Annotated in this window: 23 protein-coding genes; 12 read left to right on the top strand and 11 right to left on the bottom strand. The window is 57.0% G+C overall.

Translation table 11 applies throughout. The features are described 5' to 3' along the window. Window positions 1–96: 96 nt before the first annotated feature. The 4 genes from lspA to AABA21_RS35525 form a co-directional block, all read right to left on the bottom strand. Window positions 97–669, bottom strand: coding sequence for a signal peptidase II (gene lspA / locus AABA21_RS35540; protein ID WP_338257534.1), 573 nt, complete (start codon window positions 667–669; stop codon window positions 97–99). Between the two features lie 122 nt (window positions 670–791). Next, the gene (locus tag AABA21_RS35535; protein ID WP_338257533.1) at window positions 792–1,598 is read right to left on the bottom strand and encodes a sensor histidine kinase; all 807 of its coding nucleotides are present in this window, start codon (window positions 1,596–1,598) and stop codon (window positions 792–794) included. Further along, the gene (locus AABA21_RS35530; protein ID WP_338257532.1) at window positions 1,565–2,086 is read right to left on the bottom strand and encodes a hypothetical protein; all 522 of its coding nucleotides are present in this window, start codon (window positions 2,084–2,086) and stop codon (window positions 1,565–1,567) included. Before AABA21_RS35530 ends, AABA21_RS35535 begins: the two co-directional genes overlap by 34 nt. Window positions 2,087–2,342: 256 nt before the next feature. Continuing rightward, on the bottom strand, window positions 2,343–3,341 hold the full coding sequence (locus AABA21_RS35525) for a helix-turn-helix transcriptional regulator (protein ID WP_338257531.1): 999 nt from the start codon (window positions 3,339–3,341) through the stop codon (window positions 2,343–2,345). 212 nt (window positions 3,342–3,553) lie between these two features. Between AABA21_RS35525 and AABA21_RS35520 the strand changes: the two genes are divergently transcribed. Continuing rightward, entirely contained in the window at window positions 3,554–4,312 is a 759-nt protein-coding gene (locus AABA21_RS35520) for a hypothetical protein (protein WP_338257530.1), read from the top strand. An 11-nt stretch (window positions 4,313–4,323) separates the two neighbouring features. On the opposite strand, the gene AABA21_RS35515 is transcribed toward AABA21_RS35520, so the two are convergent. Then, a complete protein-coding gene (locus tag AABA21_RS35515; protein WP_338257528.1) occupies window positions 4,324–4,815 on the bottom strand; it encodes a MarR family winged helix-turn-helix transcriptional regulator in 492 nt (163 codons plus the stop codon). A 278-nt stretch (window positions 4,816–5,093) separates the two neighbouring features. Between AABA21_RS35515 and AABA21_RS35510 the strand changes: the two genes are divergently transcribed. Then, window positions 5,094–5,462, top strand: a complete 369-nt coding sequence (locus tag AABA21_RS35510; RefSeq protein WP_338257527.1) for a DUF2127 domain-containing protein — start codon at window positions 5,094–5,096, stop codon at window positions 5,460–5,462. 628 nt (window positions 5,463–6,090) lie between these two features. Here AABA21_RS35510 and AABA21_RS35505 read toward each other — a convergent pair. Genes AABA21_RS35505 through AABA21_RS35495 form a run of 3 tightly spaced genes read right to left on the bottom strand, consistent with a single transcriptional unit; the run spans window position 6,091 to window position 8,689 of the window. Further along, window positions 6,091–6,573 (bottom strand): hypothetical protein, encoded by a 483-nt coding sequence (locus AABA21_RS35505; RefSeq protein WP_338257526.1) that lies wholly within the window; start codon window positions 6,571–6,573, stop codon window positions 6,091–6,093. Further along, window positions 6,524–6,673: a hypothetical protein gene (locus AABA21_RS35500; RefSeq protein WP_338257525.1), complete on the bottom strand. Its 150-nt coding sequence runs from the start codon at window positions 6,671–6,673 to the stop codon at window positions 6,524–6,526. The genes AABA21_RS35505 and AABA21_RS35500 overlap by 50 nt, the downstream gene beginning before the upstream one ends. Window positions 6,674–6,712: 39 nt before the next feature. Then, window positions 6,713–8,689, bottom strand: a complete 1,977-nt coding sequence (locus tag AABA21_RS35495; protein ID WP_338257523.1) for a hypothetical protein — start codon at window positions 8,687–8,689, stop codon at window positions 6,713–6,715. A 222-nt stretch (window positions 8,690–8,911) separates the two neighbouring features. On the opposite strand from AABA21_RS35495, the gene AABA21_RS35490 reads away from it, so the two are divergent. The 5 genes from AABA21_RS35490 to AABA21_RS35470 all read left to right on the top strand — a co-directional run bounded on the left by AABA21_RS35490 (window position 8,912) and on the right by AABA21_RS35470 (window position 13,149). Beyond that, window positions 8,912–9,067 carry a hypothetical protein gene (locus tag AABA21_RS35490; RefSeq protein ID WP_338257521.1) on the top strand — a complete coding sequence of 52 codons (156 nt, stop codon included), beginning with the start codon at window positions 8,912–8,914 and terminating at the stop codon, window positions 9,065–9,067. A 547-nt stretch (window positions 9,068–9,614) separates the two neighbouring features. Then, entirely contained in the window at window positions 9,615–9,770 is a 156-nt protein-coding gene (locus AABA21_RS35485) for a hypothetical protein (protein WP_338257520.1), read from the top strand. Between the two features lie 137 nt (window positions 9,771–9,907). Continuing rightward, window positions 9,908–10,486, top strand: a complete 579-nt coding sequence (locus AABA21_RS35480; RefSeq protein ID WP_338257518.1) for a hypothetical protein — start codon at window positions 9,908–9,910, stop codon at window positions 10,484–10,486. Between the two features lie 488 nt (window positions 10,487–10,974). After that, window positions 10,975–12,249 carry an MFS transporter gene (locus tag AABA21_RS35475; RefSeq protein WP_338257517.1) on the top strand — a complete coding sequence of 425 codons (1,275 nt, stop codon included), beginning with the start codon at window positions 10,975–10,977 and terminating at the stop codon, window positions 12,247–12,249. A 435-nt stretch (window positions 12,250–12,684) separates the two neighbouring features. Continuing rightward, window positions 12,685–13,149, top strand: a complete 465-nt coding sequence (locus AABA21_RS35470) for an SRPBCC family protein (protein ID WP_338257515.1) — start codon at window positions 12,685–12,687, stop codon at window positions 13,147–13,149. A 34-nt stretch (window positions 13,150–13,183) separates the two neighbouring features. On the opposite strand, the gene AABA21_RS35465 is transcribed toward AABA21_RS35470, so the two are convergent. After that, on the bottom strand, window positions 13,184–13,657 hold the full coding sequence (locus AABA21_RS35465) for a DinB family protein (protein WP_338257514.1): 474 nt from the start codon (window positions 13,655–13,657) through the stop codon (window positions 13,184–13,186). Between the two features lie 473 nt (window positions 13,658–14,130). Between AABA21_RS35465 and AABA21_RS35460 the strand changes: the two genes are divergently transcribed. Next, window positions 14,131–15,168 (top strand): hypothetical protein, encoded by a 1,038-nt coding sequence (locus AABA21_RS35460; protein ID WP_338257513.1) that lies wholly within the window; start codon window positions 14,131–14,133, stop codon window positions 15,166–15,168. A 22-nt stretch (window positions 15,169–15,190) separates the two neighbouring features. Further along, window positions 15,191–15,610: an NUDIX hydrolase gene (locus AABA21_RS35455; protein ID WP_338257512.1), complete on the top strand. Its 420-nt coding sequence runs from the start codon at window positions 15,191–15,193 to the stop codon at window positions 15,608–15,610. A 14-nt stretch (window positions 15,611–15,624) separates the two neighbouring features. On the opposite strand, the gene AABA21_RS35450 is transcribed toward AABA21_RS35455, so the two are convergent. Continuing rightward, complete coding sequence (locus AABA21_RS35450) at window positions 15,625–16,062, bottom strand: pentapeptide repeat-containing protein (protein ID WP_338257510.1); 438 nt, start codon at window positions 16,060–16,062, stop codon at window positions 15,625–15,627. 265 nt (window positions 16,063–16,327) lie between these two features. Between AABA21_RS35450 and AABA21_RS35445 the strand changes: the two genes are divergently transcribed. Together AABA21_RS35445 and AABA21_RS35440 are read left to right on the top strand one after the other, a co-directional pair. Next, the gene (locus AABA21_RS35445; RefSeq protein WP_338257509.1) at window positions 16,328–16,783 is read left to right on the top strand and encodes a hypothetical protein; all 456 of its coding nucleotides are present in this window, start codon (window positions 16,328–16,330) and stop codon (window positions 16,781–16,783) included. 471 nt (window positions 16,784–17,254) lie between these two features. Then, a complete protein-coding gene (locus AABA21_RS35440; protein ID WP_338257508.1) occupies window positions 17,255–17,788 on the top strand; it encodes a hypothetical protein in 534 nt (177 codons plus the stop codon). Window positions 17,789–17,827: 39 nt separating this feature from the next. Here the strand turns inward: AABA21_RS35440 and AABA21_RS35435 are convergent, their stop codons facing one another. Then, entirely contained in the window at window positions 17,828–18,424 is a 597-nt protein-coding gene (locus AABA21_RS35435) for a GDSL-type esterase/lipase family protein (protein WP_338257507.1), read from the bottom strand. Between the two features lie 382 nt (window positions 18,425–18,806). Between AABA21_RS35435 and AABA21_RS35430 the strand changes: the two genes are divergently transcribed. Continuing rightward, window positions 18,807–19,388, top strand: a complete 582-nt coding sequence (locus tag AABA21_RS35430) for a hypothetical protein (protein ID WP_338257505.1) — start codon at window positions 18,807–18,809, stop codon at window positions 19,386–19,388. Window positions 19,389–19,538: the final 150 nt, after the last annotated feature.

Raw genomic sequence — 19,538 nt, 5'->3', positions numbered from 1 at the left:
CGCGATGCCCGCTCAGCGCATCTCGCCTTCGGCGGGCATTGTTGTGCGTGTAGAGGTAATCGGCCGCAAGGGCCGAACCTACGGGATCGTGTTTCATTATGAGAGTTTGCCGGAGGTGGTGGGTGATGGCTCGACGTCTGCCTGCTCGTTATCGGGCTCTTCGCGCCGGGGGCGGCGGAAGTCGGAGAAGAACAGCAGGATAAAGAGGAGAGCGACTCCAACCGAGATCGCGGCATCGGCTATATTAAATATATAGAAGCGAAAGCCGATCTGGGGGATGCGAAAATAGATGAAATCGACCACATAGCCACCACGGATAAAGCGGTCCAGGATGTTGCCGGCCGCCCCTCCAAGGATCAGGCCGAAGAGGATCTTGTAGACCAGGGGTCCACGGCGGAAGAGACGCCAGTAGAACGAGATCAGCACCACCAGCGCCACTACGATCAGCACGGCCAGCAGCATAGGATTGGTCAGCAGACCCATGGCCGAGTTCCAGTTGCGTACATAGTAAAGCGACAAATAATCGCCCAGCAGCGAGACGCTGCGTCCACTATCTGGCGGGCTCAGGTGCTCCACTACCTGGTTCTTGCTCCATTGATCAAGAATAACCACACAGACAGCGCTCAGCAGTGCTATCAGGTGGGAAAGCAGTTCATTTTTAGTCTTCATGGCGCTCCATCTGTAAATTACAATATATCTATCTTTTATCACAGGCACAGCTGAAATGCAATCAGGGCATACCACTATCAATGGGAGCGTCAGATGGAGGTAGGCTACGGAGACTCTCTTGCTTATCTTTCTTCAGGAGGGCCAAGAGAGCCTGTGCTCCCAGTTCGCTCCTGTTCTATCGGGAACGAAAGGGTGAATTGAGTTCCGCTGGTTCCTTCTGACACTACGGTGAGGTGCCCCTGATGAGCCTGCACAATACTGCGAGCGAGATAGAGCCCTAATCCTAACCCTTGAGAACTGGAACCAGCCACAAAGGGCTGGAAGAGGTGGGCAAGCAGATCTGCCGGGATAGGAGGTCCCTGGTTATGAATCGAGAGCTGGACCCACGATCCATCATCATGCAGTTCGCTGGTGACATGAACCAGGACCGGGGTACGCTTCAGGGCATGTTTGACGGCATTGGCGAGGAGATTCTCGATCACCTGGCGAAGTCGATCCGGGTCAGCCAGAAGAACCACCTCCTCCGGCCCCGCTACCTGGATCGGTTTCTCCGCCGTACTGAAGGAAGGAATCATCTCAGCGAGCAGGTCCATGAGATTCAGAGGTTGCAGGTTTAACACGAAAAGACCCTGATCAATACGTGCGATATCTAGTAAACTGCCGATGAGGCGATCCAGACGAGTCAATGTCGTAATAGCCACCTGGACATCACGCAGATCTTCCGAGCGGGCGTTGCGTTGGGCACGACGCTTGAGCAGATCGAGCCGGGCTCTGAGGGGGGTGAGGTAATTTCTCAGGTCGTGGGCCATGATGGTGAGCAATTCTTCAGCCGCGAGCCTACGGCCTTGCTCTGCCGCTTCTCGTGTTTGTTGTTCGACGAGTTCCGCTCGATGCATCACGATCCCAATCCAACGGGCAGCCGCTTCCAAAAACGCAAATCCTGCTGTGTAAAGAACATGTGCATTCCACAGGCTGCCATGAGCACTCCACGGCGTTCTCCCTGCATCGAGATACTGGCGGCGATCTGCGACACAATGCCCATACCTTCTGGCTCTGGGATACGCATGCCACGCAGCTCTCCTTCGTCCTGGTCAAGCTGTCCACTCAAGAAGGAGTCTCCCGTTAAGAAAACTTCCACGATCCGACCTCGGTTCGCAATCTGGAGCCGATCCAGTGCCAGAGCTTTTTGATGCCGGCTCATCGAGGAATCATTGGAACCAAGAGCCAACAGACTATGTGTGGCAGGCTCATGAAAAAACACATCGACTTTTTCCGCAGATAATGCTTCGCTGATGAGTTGTGCGGCTTGTTGCAAGGCAGGTTTCACCTGGATCGCCTCAATCTCGAGGAGACGTTCAAGAGTGGTGAGCAATCGATCTGGTCGAGCGTCACTGGACTGAGCATCAGAAGTATTCATGGTTGGCGGTGCTTTCTTGGTGAGGCGAGGAAGGAACAGAAGCATCCCCACAAAATGGGAACAAGACACAGCTCGTTCCACGTGTATGTGGGGGCAAAGCACAAATGAAGCCAGCGAGAGGAATGGTGGTTCGCGTGTTGACACTCGACTCATCACCGGTCCTCATACTTTGAGGCTCACAAAACGTTATTGCAAGTATACCATATTGAGCAGAAAGGATCGGGACCCCCAGCGATCAAGTCGCCAGACGACGATCTTATTCTGGGCCTACCTCAGATGGTGGCGCGGCGTCGGCGACCTGGAGCATCTGAGCGGCCAGCTGCCTGAAGGTCTCGCGCAGCTCGGGCGGCTCGTGAATGACAAACGGCAGGTTGAGCGACATCAGGTAGCGCGCCTGCCCTTCAAGATGGTCGTACTGACACTCGAACATCACGCCATTGGCGGTGGGCGTCAACGTACCATAGGTCGAAGGGATACGCTGCTGCAGCGTGTAGAGCGAGGTCCGGAACTCGACCCGGATGCGGTAGCGCGCTGACCTATCGGTGGCGTACTGCTTCTCCACATAGGCCCGGCAGTCAAACTCCTCCTCGCGCTCAAACGGCTCATCCAGCGGCTCGGCCCGTTGAATGCGATCCAGCCGGAAGGTGCGCATATCCTGGCGCAGGCAGCAGTAACCAACCAGGTACCAGCGACCGTCCCAGCCCACGATGCCATAGGGCTCAACCTTGCGCCGGGTATTCTGATCGCGCGGCGAGCGATAATCGAGCAATACACGCTGCCGCTGCCCCACCGCCTCGCTCAGGGTGATCAGCAGCGACACATCGGGGCGGCCATCCTGCTGCGGCGAGAAGAAGAAGAGGTGGGAAGAAATGGCCTGCAGACGGTCGCGGGCCCGCAGCGGCAGCACGCGCGACACCTTGGCCAGCGCCCCCTCCACGGCCACCGCCGACTGACCGATCTCCAGCCAGGACGTGCCGAGCAGGCCCAGCATAATGGCCGTAGCCTCCTCCTCCGTGAAGAGCAGCGGCGGCAGCTTAAAGCCGGGACGCAGCCGGTAGCCGCCGTGGCGGCCGATGTTCGATTCGACCGGGATCCCCACGTCCTGCAGGTGCATGATGTAGCGCCGAATGGTGCGCACATCCATTTCTAAACGCTCCGCCAGCTCCGGGCCCGTGATCGACGGCCGCGCCTGCAGCAGCTCAAGCACCGCCAGCACACGACTGGTCGGATGATACATGCTCCACCTTCCTCTCAATTCAATTTCAATAAGGAATCCTTCATAACTTGAGGGCCAAACTCAACCGTTTCAAGGATATAGGATGTATGCCAGCCCGTCAAGAATGGACATATGAACGATTACATCTTCTTCGTCTGCTCGTCTAGTGTAGTAGAGGCTTCGATACTTTATGCACACAGATAGACTATAAGAATAACTTACCATCGATCGCTCAGGGAGGATGCGGGTTTATGGATACTCTATGGATCTGGTTGCTGCTTGTGTTCGTGCTTATTTTCGCGCCTGCTTACCTGGGGTCGCGCTACAGCCAGCGCCGGGCAAGGCAGCAGATGGATGAGACCTGGCATGGGGATGCGCGACCGGGCTCCGGCAGGCCGGCATATCGCATGCCGACGATCCAGGTGGAGCGCTCACCCCTGCTCTATCAGCAGATTAGCCAGGCGCGGGAGCAGCGGCAGGGCATCGTCGCGGCCTTCCGGCCGGTGCAGACGGCGCTGATCGAGACGCTGGCGCGGCCACAGGCGTCCCTGCTCTCCGTGCTGGAGCAGCGAGCCATCGCACTCTACCACGAGCAAGAGGGAACCAGCTGGCCCGAGGCCGCCCAGGCCATCAGGGAGTTCACTTCCATGTATGGTGATCAATCAATCGAACCCGAGCCTGCGGTCACATCCCATGCCGATCCAATGGTGATGTATCTTCTGCTGCAGGCGCACAGCCGTCAGGATGCCGAGCTCTACTTCCGCACCTGTACCGGCACGGGACCCGAGGCCGCGCAGGCCGTCATCCAGCAGATCGAGCAGATGATAGAGAAGAGCGACCTCGCTCCACTTGAGCAGGGCGAACGCGATCCCGATCCCCTGGCGCTCGATTTCTTGCTACGCGCCGGCTACAGCCTGCTCGCCATCCGCTACTATCGCGACTGCACCGGCACGAACCTGCAAGGAGCTCGTGAAGCCATTCAAGAGTATCAAGCCCGTCTTGTCAGATAGAGAGAGAGAGGTTAATCCTCATCCTTTTTGCGCAGCGTAGCGATAAGTTCCTGGGAGCTCTGGACGGAACGGGTCAGAAAATCCGCGATGGTCTCAAGCTGCTCATCGCTATAGGCGGGCAGCAGGTCCTGGAAGGTCGCCTGCTGCGAATAGAACATGCGGTTGAGCTCCTCCATGCGCTCGGCGTCGGGCTCCACGATCACGCGACGCCGGTCATGGGGATCACGCACGCGCCGGACCATGCCCTTGCCCTCCAGACGATCGAGCAGACTAGTAACCGAAGGGGTCGTCAGGCCGGTCTGGGACGCGATCTCACCCGCCGTCATGGAACCAAAGCGTTCGAGCAGCGAGAGCGTCTTCTCGTCCGTCGCCCCCAGACCCATACGATCGGCCATACTGGCATGGGAAAGGACGGCGATGGTACTGCTCTCGCGGCTCGCCCGCAGCACAGCCGCGATAAGTTGCTCCCGCTTCGACTGCTCAGAAGCGCGCTGACCTGACATAACGATCCTCCACAAATAATGAACACGCAACCGCTACCTCTTAGAACCCGGTAGAGGCCAGTGCCAGATATTACCTTGCCAGCCCCCATTCTATCACAGCTCCGATCAGCAATATGAAAGCCTTAAGGCTATAAAAAATACAAATAAAGATGAGTCATATTAAAGGGTGAATCTTTTCCTCCAGATCAGTCGTACTCAATTTAGAATAGATATACACATCTATATAATTATAAATGTATTTTTTCTTATGTTGATCTTTTTGAAAGAGGGGTAATGTTATGGTAAACAATACTTTGGCCCCCCGACAACGACCCGTTGGGGTCACGATCATTGCGATCCTACAAGCAATCGGTGGCGTGCTTGAGATTCTAGGCGGCATCTTCCTTCTGAATGTCAGCACAGTAGCGGCTATAATTCCTATCGTCCTGGGCATAATCTCTCTGATTCTGGCATGGGGACTCTGGACGCTGAAACCCTGGGCCTTCTGGGTTACCGTGGTGCTAGAGGCCATCACCCTGATCACTGGCATCGTCTCGCTGGTAACCGGCAACATCACCGCTTCGGTAGTGATACAGACCATTATCGCCCTCGCGATCCTCATCTACCTGTTCGCCGACCGCAACGTGCGCGCCGCCTTCCGCACGTGATCAGGGCCAAAAACCATTCATAATATACACATAAAGAGAGAAGCGATGCCCCATATAAAAGCATCGCTTCTCCTCTTTATAATAGTTCATCCCCGAAGAAAAGCCAGGCTGACGGGCCGGTAAGTATAATTCATTATGTGCCCAAAGGCAAGGCAACAAGAAACACGACACGTCCCCCGAGAGACGAAACGTCCCATCCAACGCGAAACATCCATGTAGGGACGACCTTCAACGGTCGTCCGAGCTGCCAGCGCCAGCGACGGCAGCCCACGTACCCCCACGACACCGCTTCCCGTGGCATACACGCAGGCACACGCGGCTCCCGCACGCGAACGTTGCGCAGGCGAACCCAAAAGCGGACGTTCCTTATGTGGAACCACGTGGGGCGAGATGTTTTCCACGAGAAGCCGAACCGGCCGGGTACGTGGGCCGCAATCGCTGGCGCTGGCGGCCCGGACGACCGTTGAAGGTCGTCCCTACACGGCGGTTCGGCTTGGGAGAGCGGTTCGGTTGGGGGTGCGGTTCGGTTGGGGGTGCGGTTCGGTTTTGGGGGACGTGTCGTGTTTCTTGTCGCCTGGTCGCATTTTGGCACACAATGAATGATACGTCGAACCGGTAGCCGCACGGGTCAACATTCGATGGGCGGGCACATGTGCGCGCAGGCGCGAATGAGCTGCCAGGTCGCTCGGGCGTCGGCCAGAGCCTGGGAGCCATGGACTGGGCGCTTGATGCGCAACTGCAGGCAGGCATCGGCCAGTCGCTGCCAGCGAAACGAGCGCGCGTGGTGTCCCGGCTCGGCCCGGTACTCGGCATAGGCGCTCATGACGCACTGCCAGCAGTAGCTGCTCATCTCGATCTGGCGCAGGGCCGCCGTGCGCACCAGAACCTGCGAGTTGTAGACCGCGCCATAGCTGATGATCAGTCTCCCGTCCAGCGCGTCCTCCAGCTCGTTCCAGCGGGCCGTGAAGATGGTGCGCTCATAGGGGTCTACAACGCTCAGGTCGCGCGCCCTCAGGACGAAGGGGTTGAACAGGCGATCATACAGCGTGCGCCCTCGGCAATCAAGGACCGCGATGGCGATAGCTTCGGCACTGCGGCCGGCAGAACTCAATCGTTTCGGTGTCCAGTATCACCCAGTCCGAGCGCTGCAGCAAGCTCTGGCACCAGAGCGGGAACGCGTCAGAGATAGGGGTCACATATTGGGTGGTCATCTCACATTATCCTCTCTACCTACCACACATCATCACGAACTACCTCAGGTCATAGCCGGGCTGCGCCACCCAGCTGGCCTTGATCTCGTAGTACAACTCTTGCCTGACCGCCTGCGCAATCAGATCACACAGATGGTCTGAGGCGGTCCCAGCCAGGATCTGGCCAACCTCTTCCTCGCTCATGACCACCTTCAGGCGGCGCGCGTGATCCACCAGCGCACGCGAATCGTCCAGGGGGAGGCTGTACACGTATTCACGGAGACGATGGTCATCGGCGGTGGAGAGCGGATCATCGGCGTTGCGCAGGGGCCGCTCAGGCTTCCAGTCGGGCATGTTCTGCTGTCCCTCTCGCGGCTGTTCCGCCTGGGGACTGGTGGATGCCGCCTGCGCCTCCTGCTGGCGCAGCTGCTGGATGTGTTCGACCTGGTGCACCACCTGCCCGCGCAGATCGGTGAAGAACAGCGGCATGCCATTGGGACGCCGCTCACAGTCCGTGCGCCTGAACTGGATGTCGCGCAGCCGCTCATAGGTCGTTTGCATCATTTCGCTCAAGAACAGGTCGGGATCGGTCAGGGTATACTGGTCCTCGACCTCGTTGATGCGCAACAGGTGGCGATAGAGCGTGGTGGTCTGCCCGCACGAGGCATGGAGGGCCATGTCGTTGAATTCGCGGGCGATGCGGTGGATGGTGGCCTTCGCCTGGATGCCCAGCACCGCGTCGCTGGCGGCGCGGCTCTCGGCCAGCAGGGCGTTGACGCGCTCGCGCTCCCTGGCCTTGGCGCTCCCGAGCCGTTTACGGCTGTCTTTCGCCGTCCCCTCGCTGCGGCAGCCCTGCTCGCCTGCTGGAGCGGCACATCTCTCCAGCATCTCATAGCTCGCCTGCTGGCTCTCAGCGATTATCCGCTCGCTTGCTCTGGCAAGGCAGGCAGTCGCTGAGGCGGAACATTCCCCTTGCTGGCAGTAGTGAGGATCACATACCACGCCATCGACCGAGGTGGAGGAGAAGAAGCCCGGTGGAAGGACACAATCGCTGACACTTTCGGCTTCTTGTGCATGCGTGTCTTTCGAATTCGAGTTCGAGATAGTAATATTATTATAATTATTATTATATTTATAACTCGAATTCGAATTCGAAAGCGCGCAAAAAGTTGACATCCATGACATAGCGGGCTGATGGTCAGCGTTAGACGGGCTCAAAGACGACGCAGACATATCTGTTCCATGAGCCTTTGAAGCAGCTTCAGGGGCCCGTTCCGGCGCATGGAAACATGATGTCATACATGTCTTGGAGGCGGCGTGGGCGCATGTGTCAGCAGTGACACATCTGTCTCGCAACCCGGTCGTGTCGTCCTCCGTCATGGCTTCCGCTGTCATATGTGACACGGTCAGCGCATCCGCTACATCCGCCATTGGGACAGATGTGTCCACCAGAACATCAGCATGCGGGACATCTATGTCATGCAGAACATCGGCGTGTGGGACATTTTTGTCCGAAGTTAATGGGGAAGCGGCAACTCTCCCATGCTCGCCGGCGGAGGATGATGACAGATATGACACGGCCGGGATCGTACCGTGACAGACACAGGCGTCCTCCGGAGGCCCTGATCTGAGATGTTCTCGAATCAGGGCCGCCATAGCGTTGAGGAACGGGGTGCAGTCATAGCAGCGATACTTTGTCTTTTTGCCATTTTCGTCAAAGCAGGGGGTCATATGCATCCATCCACTCTTCTTGAGCGCCTGCAGGTTACGCCATGTCTGACGTTCGGAGAGGTGAAAGTGCGCGGCCACGTCGGACAGCTTATGACAGGTGGCGGGCCGGATATGCTCCCCCACAAACATGATCCAGCGCACAAAAGCCATCCCCCATTCGGTAATGCCAGTTTTATGATAGAGCGTCTCGATCAAGCGCAGGAAGCGCAGTGTATCGATCGCCTCAACAGGCCGGTTGGCGCCCGGAACCGGCTGAGGTCGATTGTAGCTCAACGCCTCGCTCTCTTCAGCGACACATCTCGACATCACAGCCACCCTCCTCCCAGTTGATAACCAGAACAACGCGTGAGATCAGGCTGTGATGACAGATATGTCACTACACATGAATTGCTTTTCTTGACTGTCAATATTGACAATGGTATGCTTTCCATGAAGTGCGGTGTCGGCCGAGGCGTCGATTTAGAGATCACAATCCTCGTGCTGACACTCTTCCTTTCTATTCACGTATCGTGAAAATGTAACAGGTGTATGAATGGGCCTGTACAGCTCCTGCCGCCCGCGACCGGCGCAACATTGTTAGCTGCGCATCCAACGATCTGGCGACCATGTCTGACGACGACCGGGCACGTTAACAACCAGCCACCAGGGGATGAAATGGGCAAGTTGGGCGTGCATAACGCCTGAATAGTACTATTTTGTGGTATGGTTCAGCTTAAGAACGTAAGAAGAATAAGACGTTTCGCATCTTGTCAGCCACGCAACGCGTGCGTGAAATATGGCACCGGCTGTCCCATCCCTATCCCCAACCAATCTACATACCTGAATGAATGGGGTGATTAAGCGAAATGGAGTTTTTCCAGCAAGTGGATATTTTTTATCAAAAGTATACTTCTCTGCCAAAAGCCAAAAACGACAAAACCACATTTCTTCCCATACAATGCATGTTATTGCATGTCGTATAATACCATCAGGCCAATAGAAAATCAATCTTCTCATCACTAAATTATCGGCCATTTGTACTATAGACCGAAAAATCCTTAAATTTAAGGAGTAGCTATTTAATTCATTCGCTTTCTCTCTTCTCATGTATTACTACTTTTCTGCATCGATATAAAGGGAGCTACTACTATGGAGAGCAAAAATCTACAAAGCATGCAGCTGGAACAGCCGCAGCGTCACTGGACCTCGGTGGCGTAGGCCATTCAGGGGCCAGCTCGAGCAGAAGTGGCGCGTGAATGCCACCGCGCTGGTTGAGCGACTGCGTAAGTTGACGCCCACCGAGTGCCTGGCAGTCTGCGACGCCGTTGAATGCGTGCTCTACCAGCCCACGCCAATCCTGCAAGAGTTGCAGGAGCGAGTCCAGCAGATCGGCCTGGCAAAAGCGTGAACGATAATTATTTAGATTTTTTATACACCCTACACTTTTTCTTGAATACGAATTGGGATATATAAGTTTCTCTTGCTGCTATCTTGAAAGAGGATTCACTTAACTGTTTATCCTCATTCAAGGAGAAGATACCTTTTATGAGAAAACTACATTTGCTAATTGCGGCACTTATGTTGAGTTTGATGGCGAGCATTGTTGCCCTGCCGTCCAACGCGATGGCCCATTCCGTTCAGATGGCGCGGTCGCATACCAATCCCAAATCACCAGAGCATTCCGACCTTCCACGCCTGTTCTTCAATGTGGGCAACCAGAATATCACGTTCACAGCCCCTAACACCCCGGTAACCGTGGTAAGGGTGCCAAACGTCAGGCGTGGCTTTTATGAAGTCTCGTTTAATGGCTCCATACAATTTCCGAACCTGGCTAACGATGGAAGTGCTACCCAGGCTTCCGATACCGTCACCTGCAATATTACAGTTGCTGGCATTGTGCAAAGGGGTTTCACGATAGCCAGGGAGAACACTGGCTTTGAAGAGGCTGTCAACGAGGTGATACCATTCGGAGTTACATCTGTAGTATTTGTGCCCTTTGGCGCAACAGTCGCGGGAACCTGTCGGGATACTGCCCCCATGCCTCCTGGCAGTACGACAGCTACTACAATCCTGGCGGGTGCTCAAATCGCGCTAATCCAGGGTAGGGTTAACGAAGACGATTAGCAGCACTACAGACGTTGTTGCATACGCCGAACAAGCGCCAGTTTTTCCCCTGGCGCTTGTCTTGTCTTTTGGAATATGTCCTCATTTCAGGCCTGAATAGTCCTGCCAGGCCGTTAAGGAAACTTTACTTTCAGGACGTTTGCATGCTATACTTCATATGGTGTAGATAAACCCTTAAAGGATTATACAATGCCTCTTTACGATTATATTCCTTATGTTGCCACGGCCGCTCAGGCGAATGCGCTTGGTCTGAAGCGGCACGAAAGCAGGTAAAGCGCGCTCGGATAGCAAAGCTGGGGCAAGCCCAGCACCTACTACGCCTCTATCGATGACCTTCGCATCTTCGCCACAGGGCACTTCTCGTTGCATGGGTGCCTGCGGCTTCTTTGTGCTCTCCACCTGTAGCTGCTCTTGCTCCACCGGGAAGTGTTCCGCTCTATTGTCATGTCTATGGCGCTTCTCGCAAGCAAGAAAGGATGGATCTACAGGTGTCTACAGTCTCTCAATCATCAGAACATCATACGCCGCAGGCCGGCGACGACAGGCCATCGAGGCCGCTGTGGCGCAACGCCAGCTTCCTAACCCTGCTCGGTGGTCAGGGGATCTCGCTCACCGGAACACAGGCGACCCAGGTAACGCTGCCGCTGCTGCTGCTGGCGCTGACGAACTCGCCCGCCATCGCTGGCGTGGTGACCTCCATCGGTTCGCTGTCGCTGCTGCTCTTCTGTCTGCCGGCCGGTGCGCTGGTGGATCGCTGGGATCGCAAAAAGGTGATGATCATTTGCGATAGCCTGAGCACACTGGGACTGGTCAGCCTGGCGGCGGCCCTGCTGTTCAACCGGCTGACCCTGGTCCACATCGCGCTGGTGGCCTTCTGCAATGAGTCGCTGGGCATCTTCTTCAGCCTGGCTAATACGTCAGCGCTGCCCGCCGTGGTCGATCGCAGGCAGCTCCACCAGGCGCTAAGCGTCAACGAGGTCGTCACCTCCAGCGCCAGCACGCTGGGTCCCGCGCTGGGTCCAGTGCTCTTCAGCCTGGGGCGAGCCATCCCATTCATCGCCGATGCCGCCTCGACGGCTCTCTCGGTCTGCTCGCTCTGTTTTATTCGCGTCCAGTTCCAGCAGGAGCGCGCGGCGCCGCCCGGCGCGCTCCTGCACGACATCAAGGAGGGGATGCACTGGCTCTGGCATCACCGGCTGATCCGCTTCCTGGCCCTGCTCACCTTCGGCCTGATGGCGCCCTGCTCCGGCTACCTGCTGATCATCGACGTGATGGCCCGGCAGATGCACGCCAGCGACGCCGAGCTGGGGATGATCCTGGGCAGCGGCGGCATCGGCAGCATCGTCGGCGCCCTGCTGGCGGGGCCGCTCTACCGCGCCTTCGGCCTGACGCGCATGATCGTCGGCTCGGTCTGGGTGTGGGCGCTGAGCTGGCTGCTCTTCGCCTTCGCCCACGATCCCTTTATGCTGGGCGTAGCCAATTCGCTCGGCTTCGTGATCGTGCCCATCTACATGGTGCAGCAGCTCAGCGTACGCACCGCCCTGACGCCGGACCATCTGCGTGGTCGCATCAATGCCGTCTTTCGCCTGATCGCCTTCGGCAGCCAACCGATCGGCCTCGCCGTCAACGGCCTGATGCTCCAGTACGCCGGCCCCTACGCCACCATCGCCCTGCTCTTCATCCCGCAGATCATCCTGGCCATCTGCGTCCTCTTCCAGATCGGCTTCCTACGCCAGATGGAGAAGAGCATCACCGCCTCCTGATCGTTCGCGATCAGGCCACGCCACATCGACAAAAGATGCGAAATTTGATCGCATCTTTTGTCGATCCAACCCACCCCGTAGGTTCGGCCCTCACGGCCGATTTCCCCTCCCCGCACAACCACGCCATAGTACTCTGTCAACCTTCAATTGATGGAAGAGCGGGGATGCAAGCGAGCATGCTGGGGGCATGATCAAGCGGCTAGCCCCTTGACTGGGGGCTCGGGGGCTGTGCCCCCGGCAACTCCTCCCCTCTCGCCCGCGTAGCGGGCGAAATCCATCAAACGAAGTTTGACAAAGCAATAGGTTCGGCCCTCGCGGCCGATTTCCCTCTCCGCGAGCTATTCCGTTATTTTATTTTGATAAACAGTTATATACTAATGTTCTATAATGAGAACGTATTTATTATCAGGATAAAGTAGCACCGTGAGGTTGTATATGGATATAATTCAATTGCCATCGGGGCCGGAAGTATTGCTTTTGAGGACCGATTTTCCAACGGTTGACCCGCTGACAGTGTTCAAGTATTGGACGGGGCCGGATCTGCTGGTAGGCTGGTGGCCGCAGCAGGCGGAGATCGAACCGGAGGTGGGAGGAAGCTATCGTCTGAGCTGGCCGCAGATGGGCTGGCGCCTGCGCGGACGCTACACAATCTTTGAGCCGGGGCGGAAGCTGGCCTTCACCTGGCAATGGGATCACACACCCGAGAGCGGCGAAAAGGTTGTAGAGCTGCGCTTCGAGCCGCTGGAGATCACCGGGTCCGGAACACAGCTTACCCTGAGCCATGGTCCCTACTCCGACAGCGGGGAGGATCAGAAGCTGCGCATCGACGATCACCTGGCGGGCTGGCTCCATTTCCTCCCCCGCCTGCAACAATTGCTCATCGACTACCCCACACAGTGATAATGTCCCCAGTCAGCTCAATCGAAGAACGCGGTCAGGCGAGCAGCTTCTCGATCTGGGAGCAGTGCTCGCCTTCGTGAGAGGCGAGGTCGCGCACGATGCCGATCAGGCTCTGGGTGCCGTAGTTTTCGTGGCGGCCCAGGCGCTGCCAGTCCTCGAAGAAAAGCTGGCGCAGCGTGGCAACGATCTCGATGCGGCGCAGGGTGAAGAGGGTCAGAGACTGGTGGATGTCGCGCTCGGCGTAGTGGGCGGCCTCGGCCCAGCGCCGCTCGTCGAAGGCGACCAGGGGCGCGTCCTGGCGTGTCAGCAGCATATAGATGCGCGTGGTAACAATATCATCGACGGCGCGCATATGGGCAAATATCTCATGCACCGACCACTCGCCGGGTGCCGGCCGCTGCATGAGTTGCCCCTTCGTCTTGCCGTTCATCGCGCGCACCAGCCGCTCCGGAATGGCCGCCATATGCTGCACCAGCTCCACAATCTCAGCCTGATCATTAAATGCCATCTCGGACATCCTTTCCTAAACATCTCAATCTACAAATACAAACGAACGGCCACGCATGTGGTGAACGTAGGCGGCCGGGCACGGGAGTCGCCACGCTGTGCGGGCTCCAATCGGCCGCAAGGGCCAATACTTTCAACTTTAGAGCAAGCAACAATGAAAAAAGACCACAGTACGTGCGGGGCTTGCCCCCGCTTACTTCCTCGCCGCTCGAAACAGCAACGGAAATGATGCGATGCATCGCAGGCAACTGTCCCTGGTCGCTTTGAAGGAGCTTTTCCTTTTGGGAAGCAAGCAAGCGGGGGCAAGCCCCGCACGTACTGCATCTCTTTCTATTTCTGCATTTCCTTACGTTGAAAGTATTGGCCGCAAGGGCCGAACCTACGGTTTTCACGTTGGGTACATTAAAGCACAGGTGGAGCAATCTTGCCAGCATGTGAGATACTAGCAGAACAATCAGATGAAAGGATGCATAAATGATGGATCTGCAGGCATGTATCGCCGAGGAGTTGGAGGACTGGCATAATCCCCATCCGCTGCAGCGTATCTTTGGGACGGCGGAGCCGCGATTGATAATGGAGCTTGTCAATGCGTTCTGTGAGCGGGAGCTGGGGAGCGGCATCGCCAGCACTATCTTTTACGAGGTCAGCATCGGGGTGGTCAGTGGACTTCAGCTACATGATGGGCGACGCATCGTGCTTAAGCTGCTGGGGCCGGATGAGTCGATGGAGCGGCTGCGCGGAGTGACGCGCGTGCAGCACTATCTGCGGGAGCAGGGCTATCCGTGCACGCAGCCGCTCTTTGGACCGCTGCCGCTGGTCGATGGGATCGCGCTGGTGGAGGAGTTCGATGACCTGGGCGAATATCACGATGCCCATCAGCCGCTGTGGCGCCGGAAGATGGCAGAGCTGCTGGCCTGGCAGCTGCGGCTACTGAGCCGGCCGGGGGAGCGTTTCCCAGAGTTGGACCTGGCGCTCTTTGATCATCGCCTGCCTGCGGGAGTGCTGTGGGGCAAGCCGCATAGTAATATCTTCGATTTCGAGGCCACGGCGCACGGCGCGGAGTGGATCGACGCGCTGGCACGGCAGGCGCGCAAGACGCTGGACAGCGGGGCCGGTGCTCTGGTGCTGGGTCATGTCGATTGGAGCACCAAGCACATCCGCTATCTCGGCGAGCAGGCACACGTGATATATGACTGGGATAGCCTGCAGCTCGATAAGGAACCTGTCCTGGTCGGCCATGCCGCCATGACATTTACCTATATCCCCTTTATGCCCGGCGTGGCCGACTCGCCCTCGCGCGAGGAGATGCTGGCCTTTATCGCCGATTATGAGACGGCCCGTGGCCGGCCATTCAACGCGGATGAGCGGCGCACACTGGCGGCCTCCATGACCGTGACCATGGCCTACGGCGCACGCTGCGAGCACAGCCTGTCCCCCGACGAACGCGATTATCCAGCTGACAGCCGGCGCGCCATCCTGGCCCGCTATCAAGGGGATTTTCTCCCGCTCTAACCGCTAGAAAAGGACAAACATCATGGTATACAATATTCGTCCGCGTGCCGCCGCCGTCGTGCTGCGCAACGAGAACAGCGAGATCCTGCTAGTCCTGCACCGATGGAGAGAGGGCTGCGAATCCTGGATCTTGCCCGGCGGCGGCCTTAATCCGGGCGAGCAGCCAGAAGAGGCTGCCCTGCGTGAGCTATTTGAAGAGACCGGGCTGCGCGGCCGCAATCCCCGCTTCCTCTTTGAAGGAAGGTACAGCAAAGGCGTCTCCAGCACCTTCCTGGTTGAGGTCGATCCCGAAGCCGAGGCCACGCTGGGACATGATCCCGAAGACGTGGGCAAAGGTCACATCCTGCTACAGGGACTGGCCTGGTTCCCCATCGCCGATGTGGCCGAGCTGCCCGAAGTGAAGCGCGCGCTCGAATGCCTGCCGACACTGCTATCCGATTGAGCGGGAAACGATGATTAGAAGAATTTTCTCCTTCTGGCATTGTCAAAAATAGTGCCATCCGTAATGGCGCCGGCCATCTTCGCACCACGCAGATCGGCGCCGCTAAATCTAGTGATCTTCAAATTGGCGTTCCTCAAATCGGCGTCGCGCAGATTGGCATTGGCGACCTCGGCCCCCGTCATGTCAGCGCCCACCAGGTACGCATCCGTGAGATTGGCGCGCGCCAGATTCGACAGGCTCAGGTTAGCCTCTCGCAGATTCGCCCTCTGAAGGTTGGCGGCGCTGAGGTTCGCAAATCGCAAGTTAGCCCGGCTCAGATTAAACTGGCTCAGATCCAGCTGGCTCAGGTTAGCCTGGCTCAGGTCCGGCGGTACCTGCTGGTACTCCTGGCGCCACCGATTCCAGAAATCCAGCCCCTGTTTTAGAGCATAAATATGAGCTTGATTTGCCATAGCCTGCATTCCTTTCGTAAAAGATGCATCTATTATAAGCACAAGAGCGCGCTCAATCAAGCAATGCCCACTGGTCAAAAAGTGATCAAAAAATACCATATATACAATCAAACCTGGGAAAACGTTTCCGTAAAAACAATTATATTTTTCTGCACAAGTGGATTCTATGAGTATAATTTAAATTGAGTGGCGTGGAGAGCTTCAAAGAAGTAAAGTGTTCTAACAGCTTTGCAACAATGAATTGCATGAAAGGAAGTCCATGAAGATGAACAAAAGTGTTGGTTCTGCTCTGGCACGTCTGGTCCTCCTGCTGGTGTTCACACTGCTGATCGGCTGCGCCTTCCAGGCCGCGACATGTGCCGCCTGTACACCACCGGTTTCCCACGCCCAACCCGATAGCCTCGTCATTCAGACGCTGGGTCCCAGTCCACAGGAAGGCTCACAGACCGTGGCGCTCAGCGATCCAGCGTTGATCAACCAGCTCTACAGCACCATCTATGCTTTACCGGTGCTGCCAGAAAATTCAGCCTGTACGCTCGATTATGGTCCCCACTATGTATTGAACTTCAAGCAGGGTAATCAGCCAGTGGTCGTCGTCACAGCCGAGCACTTCGGCTGCCGCAAGGTCACCATCGACGACGAGGGGATACAGCGGCACGGCACCGATGAGTTCTGGAGCCTGCTCGATCAGGCGATCGCGGCCGGAACCCCGACCGCCTGATTCATGGCGAGAATATCCCCATCGTAGGTGCTGGAATTACGTTCAATACGCTTAATTTAAGAACATGCAAAACGAGAAAAGACCACAGTACGTGCGGGGCTTGCCCCTGCTTATTTGTTTCCCACAAGGGAAAGCTCCTTCAAAGCGGCCGGGAACATTTGTATGCGATGCATTGCATCATTTCCGTTGCTTTTTCGAACGGCGAGGAAAGAAGCGGGGGCAAGCCCCGCACGTACTGCAGCTCTTTCTATTTCTGTATGTTCTCAATTTGAATGTATTGAGGTCTGCGTCTCCGATCGCACGCAGTCAAGCGGAATATATAATCAAGAGATGCAACACGTGAGCGAGTTCGTGCGTATGATTTAAAGTGCAACATGACTTACCATTGGCATATTCAAATTTGAGATTTCTATCTAAAAGATGCAATAACGCATCAATAAAAATGAGTAAGCAGTACAAGGAGTTAGATATATGGCCTCCCCGTTAAACCAGCTGGTTGGACAATCGCTGACCTGGGTACCTACGGCAACGTTCAGGAACAGCTTCAGCCTGGTGGCGCCAGATAACACAACACTGGCGACATTAGATATGAGTGGCTGGCGTTCAAAAGCGACCGCCGAGGTTCCGGAGGGCTCACTTTTCATACAGCCGGATGGCTGGTCCAGCCGGAAGTTTGTGATCCAGGCCGGAGAGAATGGTCCCCTGGTTGCCAGGTATCAGGGCAGATGGATGGGATCGGGCGGTACGCTGGTGCTGGCGGACGGAAGAGAGGTTGCTTGGTCGAAGATGAATTTCTGGGGAAACCAGAAAGCCTGGACCGATCCCGCCAGCGATAGCCCCTATGTCCAGTTCTCTAATAATAGCTTCTCGCGCAAAGCCAGCGTTACGCTCTATCCAGAGGCGGCGGCCCTGCCCGACCTTTCACTGCTGGTGGTCATAGGGCTCTACAATATCCTCATTGAAAGGCGCAACGCGGCCGCGGCCAGCACAGCCGCCTCATCATAATGTCGTCGCCGGCCCTGCTGTTGCCTGGCGCGATCGCGGTCAGGCAAACCAGGACCGCCAGGCGGGCCAGTCCTGTACCAGGTGAGCCAGGGCGCTATAGCCGGCGGCGCGTGGGTGCGCGCCGTCGTTGGCGAGAGCCTCCTCCCTCCATTCCTCTATCTGAAGCAGGGGAGTGAAGATGTCCAGGTAAGGGATGGCCAGTTCCTGGCACAGCAGGGCGAGATGCTGCGAGAGGCTGGCGATGCGCTGATTCTGCTCATCATCTGGCATGGGAGGTGGTCCAACCATCAGCGTTGGGCGCAGCTCGCGCGCGGCCCGCAGCGTCTCCCTGGCATATCGCAGCGACTCCAGGGGCGCCAGGCGCGGCCGCCCATTCTCCAGGACCGTATCGTTGACGCCGAACGAGAAGACTATCCGACCGTCACACCCATGCGGGAGCCGCGCCTCACTCTCGTCGCGCCAGCGCCGGGCAATCTCCAGACTGGTCTGACGACGAATGCCCAGGTTGTAGTATGTCACCTCGTGTCCCTGGCTCATAGCAGCCGCGCAGACGCGCCCGGTCCATCCCAGGCAGGCCGGGTCGCCCGTTCCATTGACGAACGAATCTCCAATAAAGCAGATACGCAAATCCTTCACGCCAATCTCCAATCCAGCTCTATATCCTTTGCTGTCCGATGCAATCATATATCGACATATAATAGCTTTACAATATTTATCTTCTCTGTTATAACAGCAAAGATTGTTGGTCAGGCATAACATCACGCGGGGAGGAAGCTGGTAAGAGGGATGGTGCCGGCCATCGTTCCTTTCGCTTCGCGCCCTCCTCCCCTGGCACAGGAAAGGAATACAACTGTCTTATGCACACAGGTACCTCACGCACGTATCGATTAATGTCGTTGCTTTTGCTGCTCCTGCTGACAACGCTACTGGAAATCACGGCCCCAACGGGTACGGCCCGGGCGGACAGCGCGCCCACCCTCAAAGTGCTGTCATACGATCATGAATTCGACGCCAACAATTGCACGGTCGCGACGGTGGCCGCCAGAGGCTTTTCCTCCCCCAGGTATCCCTATCGGCAAACGCGATACTGGCGACACTCGGGAGCGCGGCGCTTACGATTAGTCCCGCGCAGGTCGCGATCGGCGTCGATGGCAACTTCGAGACAAAAACCAGCATCTGCTATCCACACGGACAATTCGATCGCCTGACACAGATCACAGACCTGCGGATCACGGCCACAGATGCCACTACCGGCGCGCAGGCGGTATCGGAAGCGCTCAACATTACCGATCCACAGCCCACGATTCGCGCGTTGCACACTACTGTACCACAACTAAGCGGGTGCGCGACAGTGGTGCTGCTCGGCAGTGGTGTCCTCGCTTCGCGCCTCGTCGCGAATTATGTCTATATCAGCGGCATCACCCAGGATACGGTCAATTTCCTGCTCGTGCAGCCGGCGATGGTCAACGCCCTGCGTGGCGGCAACATCGCCATCTCCGCCCAGTTCTGTGACCTGAAGCCGCGTGAAAGCTTCAGGGTCCAGGTGCACGACATGGGCTCGCTCTACAGTTCAAACCAGGTCATCATCTACACCATCTAGCACACTCCCGCAAGCGCGTCCGCTACGCGGCCGCGTGCGTTTGTATGTGTTGGTGCGGCAGGGGCGCATCCGCGCTCCTGCCGCACCAACACATACAAGACTTTTGAGCACCGCAGGTGCGAAAACGCATGCACACCATGGGAAATGATC

The organism is Dictyobacter halimunensis (assembly GCF_036245075.1).
This window is presented reverse-complemented; position numbering and strand designations above follow the sequence as displayed.

Excerpts from the sequence above, each read along its gene's own strand:
- AABA21_RS35455 (WP_338257512.1), top strand. The coding sequence starts at position 15,191 with ATGGTATACAATATTCGTCCGCGTGCCGCCGCCGTCGTGCTGCGCAAC.
- AABA21_RS35515 (WP_338257528.1), bottom strand. The coding sequence starts at position 4,815 with ATGTCAGGTCAGCGCGCTTCTGAGCAGTCGAAGCGGGAGCAACTTATC.
- AABA21_RS35530 (WP_338257532.1), bottom strand. The coding sequence starts at position 2,086 with ATGAATACTTCTGATGCTCAGTCCAGTGACGCTCGACCAGATCGATTG.
- AABA21_RS35470 (WP_338257515.1), top strand. The coding sequence starts at position 12,685 with ATGGATATAATTCAATTGCCATCGGGGCCGGAAGTATTGCTTTTGAGG.
- AABA21_RS35440 (WP_338257508.1), top strand. The coding sequence starts at position 17,255 with ATGGCCTCCCCGTTAAACCAGCTGGTTGGACAATCGCTGACCTGGGTA.
- AABA21_RS35480 (WP_338257518.1), top strand. The coding sequence starts at position 9,908 with ATGAGAAAACTACATTTGCTAATTGCGGCACTTATGTTGAGTTTGATG.
- AABA21_RS35465 (WP_338257514.1), bottom strand. The coding sequence starts at position 13,657 with ATGGCATTTAATGATCAGGCTGAGATTGTGGAGCTGGTGCAGCATATG.
- AABA21_RS35460 (WP_338257513.1), top strand. The coding sequence starts at position 14,131 with ATGATGGATCTGCAGGCATGTATCGCCGAGGAGTTGGAGGACTGGCAT.
- AABA21_RS35495 (WP_338257523.1), bottom strand. The coding sequence starts at position 8,689 with ATGTCGAGATGTGTCGCTGAAGAGAGCGAGGCGTTGAGCTACAATCGA.
- AABA21_RS35510 (WP_338257527.1), top strand. The coding sequence starts at position 5,094 with ATGGTAAACAATACTTTGGCCCCCCGACAACGACCCGTTGGGGTCACG.
- lspA (WP_338257534.1), bottom strand. The coding sequence starts at position 669 with ATGAAGACTAAAAATGAACTGCTTTCCCACCTGATAGCACTGCTGAGC.
- AABA21_RS35490 (WP_338257521.1), top strand. The coding sequence starts at position 8,912 with ATGAATGGGCCTGTACAGCTCCTGCCGCCCGCGACCGGCGCAACATTG.
- AABA21_RS35500 (WP_338257525.1), bottom strand. The coding sequence starts at position 6,673 with ATGACCACCCAATATGTGACCCCTATCTCTGACGCGTTCCCGCTCTGG.
- AABA21_RS35445 (WP_338257509.1), top strand. The coding sequence starts at position 16,328 with ATGAACAAAAGTGTTGGTTCTGCTCTGGCACGTCTGGTCCTCCTGCTG.
- AABA21_RS35450 (WP_338257510.1), bottom strand. The coding sequence starts at position 16,062 with ATGGCAAATCAAGCTCATATTTATGCTCTAAAACAGGGGCTGGATTTC.
- AABA21_RS35520 (WP_338257530.1), top strand. The coding sequence starts at position 3,554 with ATGGATACTCTATGGATCTGGTTGCTGCTTGTGTTCGTGCTTATTTTC.